Source organism: Xenorhabdus sp. SGI240 (assembly GCF_040081915.1).
Taxonomy (GTDB): domain Bacteria; phylum Pseudomonadota; class Gammaproteobacteria; order Enterobacterales; family Enterobacteriaceae; genus Xenorhabdus; species Xenorhabdus bakwenae.
In genome coordinates this window covers 1-2,394 of record NZ_JBEBMB010000092.1, presented here as the reverse complement: position 1 = coordinate 2,394, position 2,394 = coordinate 1, and the positions used below count along the sequence as shown (strand labels likewise).

Annotated in this window: 2 protein-coding genes and 1 pseudogene; 2 read left to right on the top strand and 1 reads right to left on the bottom strand. The window is 39.6% G+C overall.

All coding sequences use genetic code 11. From position 1 onward, the window contains the following. Positions 1–112: 112 nt before the first annotated feature. Both ABLA76_RS15775 and ABLA76_RS15770 read left to right on the top strand, forming a co-directional pair. A pseudogene (locus ABLA76_RS15775) lies at positions 113–262 on the top strand (RusA family crossover junction endodeoxyribonuclease); the annotation flags it as partial. Beyond that, positions 234–962, top strand: a complete 729-nt coding sequence (locus ABLA76_RS15770; protein WP_348988639.1) for a hypothetical protein — start codon at positions 234–236, stop codon at positions 960–962. The pseudogene ABLA76_RS15775 and the gene ABLA76_RS15770, both read left to right, overlap by 29 nt. Positions 963–1,132: 170 nt before the next feature. Here ABLA76_RS15770 and ABLA76_RS15765 read toward each other — a convergent pair whose 3' ends face one another. Beyond that, a complete protein-coding gene (locus ABLA76_RS15765) occupies positions 1,133–2,074 on the bottom strand; it encodes a hypothetical protein (RefSeq protein ID WP_348988638.1) in 942 nt (313 codons plus the stop codon). Positions 2,075–2,394 lie beyond the last annotated feature (320 nt).

The window sequence follows — 2,394 nt, the reverse complement described above, 5'->3', positions numbered from 1 at the left end:
CATAGAACACATATGGGGTGGTGCAAAAGCGATAAGAAGACAAAAAAGATGTTCAGTTGATGAGGTGTTCACCGAGCACATCGAGTGTGTCAGGTTATGTTGATTCTGCTATATCGATAACCTGCCTAAAGCGGTTTTCGATTCGCTGACTCATGCCAATTTCTGGGCCGATGACGAACAGATTGATGATATGCGGATCATACGGGGTGAACGGGTTGCAGGTGGCTGTTTGGATGTCCAGATATGGGAATTGGGAGAGTGAGATGGGGGAGATATTAAGGATACCGGGCACAAGAGATAAGAGTGCAACATGGATTACAGCATCATCCAGTAAAATTAATAGCTACCAGTACGTAGCCAACGCTCCGAGAAAATCTTACCTCGGTAAGTCCCGAAGATTAACGCCAACACAAGAGCGTTGGGTTAAGGCTATATTGTCACTATGGGCTGATGAGGTAGGTGGTTCAGCCTATTCTGGCGGATATGGAAGCGGCGGCGATGGTATATGGCGATTTGTTAGTGGATGGTCAGGAGAGCAGCAAGAGAAATTTATGACTGTATTCGAATGGCTGAGAAATGGCGGATACAGAGGAGAGGAACTACTGAAAAAAGCTCACATGATTTTATTTCCCAAACAATCACTCAGCGACATGTTTCAACGCGCCAACGATGTAGATGAAGCTGATTTTGTAGAGAAAGCGATCCTGAAAGCCTTTAGCAAGTCCAACCCCGTATATGTTCTCGCTACTGACTATTATCTTCGCAGAAACACTGTGCAAACTCTCGCAAATTATATGCAGAGTGATATTGCGCCGTGGCTGACCATTAAGCAGTGCATTGATCGGGTGAAATGGTGCATTAGTTTATTTCATGCAAAAGTTTATATGGTGCTACAGGATGAAATGGCTAAGGAGCGCATAAAAAAAGGAATAGAAGTAAAAAATATTTCTGAAATAACTTGAAAATAAGTTATGGAAGTGTATATTTTAGGTATGCTCGGAGCAAGAAGCGAAAGAGCGGGTAATAAGAGAACTGGGGCGGCGCTTATTACTGAACCGCCCAGTTGGTCACTTCGACTTAGGTCTGGGACTCCAACCACTCCGGCTGAGAGGTCGGAATAAATTCATAAGCCTCAATTCGTCGGGGCTTGGCTATTTTCTAATAATGATAAAAATTCGCTATATCTTTCTATGTCGATATTGCTGACATTAGGGTTCTTTTCCAGATCTTTTAATAATTCCCCTAGATTTTTCTTAGTGAAGAATTGTCTGGCGATTGATAGTTTTTCCTGAGCGAGTGCGATATTGGTATCAATAGCATTTACCATTTTAACGATGGATTTCAGTTTAGTTACTGACAGGTTGTCAGGATCACAGTCTTGGAGTTTTTGAGCTGCACCTCTTAAGTTTTCATTGAAGATCTTATCGAGGGTTTCTTCGGGTGAAAGAAAGTCAATATGTTTGATTTGACCAATTGCTTCCCTTTTTGTTTCTTCTATAGTGCGGCCAGTTGCTTCATAAAATTCAATTTCTTTTTTTGTTAAAGCTTTAATCTTATAAATAACACCATCGTTATTTGCATGCATTCTTCTCAGAGTAGTATAAGCAGAACGACCTATTACTTCTGGGTTATTTATTTTTTCAAATAATGAAATCGCCCAATAAATACTTTTCTTGCCGACTGTAAGTGAATTTACTTTCTTCCAGATTGGAAAGATTTGTGATTTATGATTACGGATAGCGATTTTTAATTCTTCTAGAACAACTTTATTTTTGAAGATAGCAGCCATTTCACTAAAAATAACGTGAAAATATTTAGTGCCGCATTGGTGACCTATATTTGCTTCTGTTCCATCTGTGGTCTTAACGATGTAACCAGTGCGGTGATGTGTATGACAGTTCTTTAATCCACACTGAATCATTGGATGGAGTTCATAATAACCAATGATATCATCTAAAGTTTTGTCTTTAATATCTAAATCATGAACATAATTACCTCTATTGATTATTTCACTCCAATCATGGATTTGAATTATTTTTTCATTATCATCTTGTAGGAATATTTTTATATTCATCACGTAACCTTTTTTAATTATTAACATCTTATTATAACACCAAGATGATCAACAAACACTCGCATTGGTCTTTAAGTGGCCTAATGGCGAGCGAAATATAGCCTTTTTTATTTATGCCACCGCAATCACTTTCATAATCAGGTCGCTCCGGTGGCCTTTTTTGTTACCGGGTATTCCACTGATGACCATTGAAGAACGCTACCGCTTTACATGGCAGGGTAAGGCCCGTGCGCGTCAAATTGCGCAAACGCCATCAACAGGCACCTTGCGCCCCTGTAAAGAAGAAAGTGTTAACTGGGATACTACAGAGAACCTGTTTA

Coding starts and splice junctions, on each gene's coding strand:
- ABLA76_RS15765 (WP_348988638.1), bottom strand. CDS start 2,074: ATGAATATAAAAATATTCCTACAAGATGATAATGAAAAAATAATTCAA.
- ABLA76_RS15770 (WP_348988639.1), top strand. CDS start 234: ATGTCCAGATATGGGAATTGGGAGAGTGAGATGGGGGAGATATTAAGG.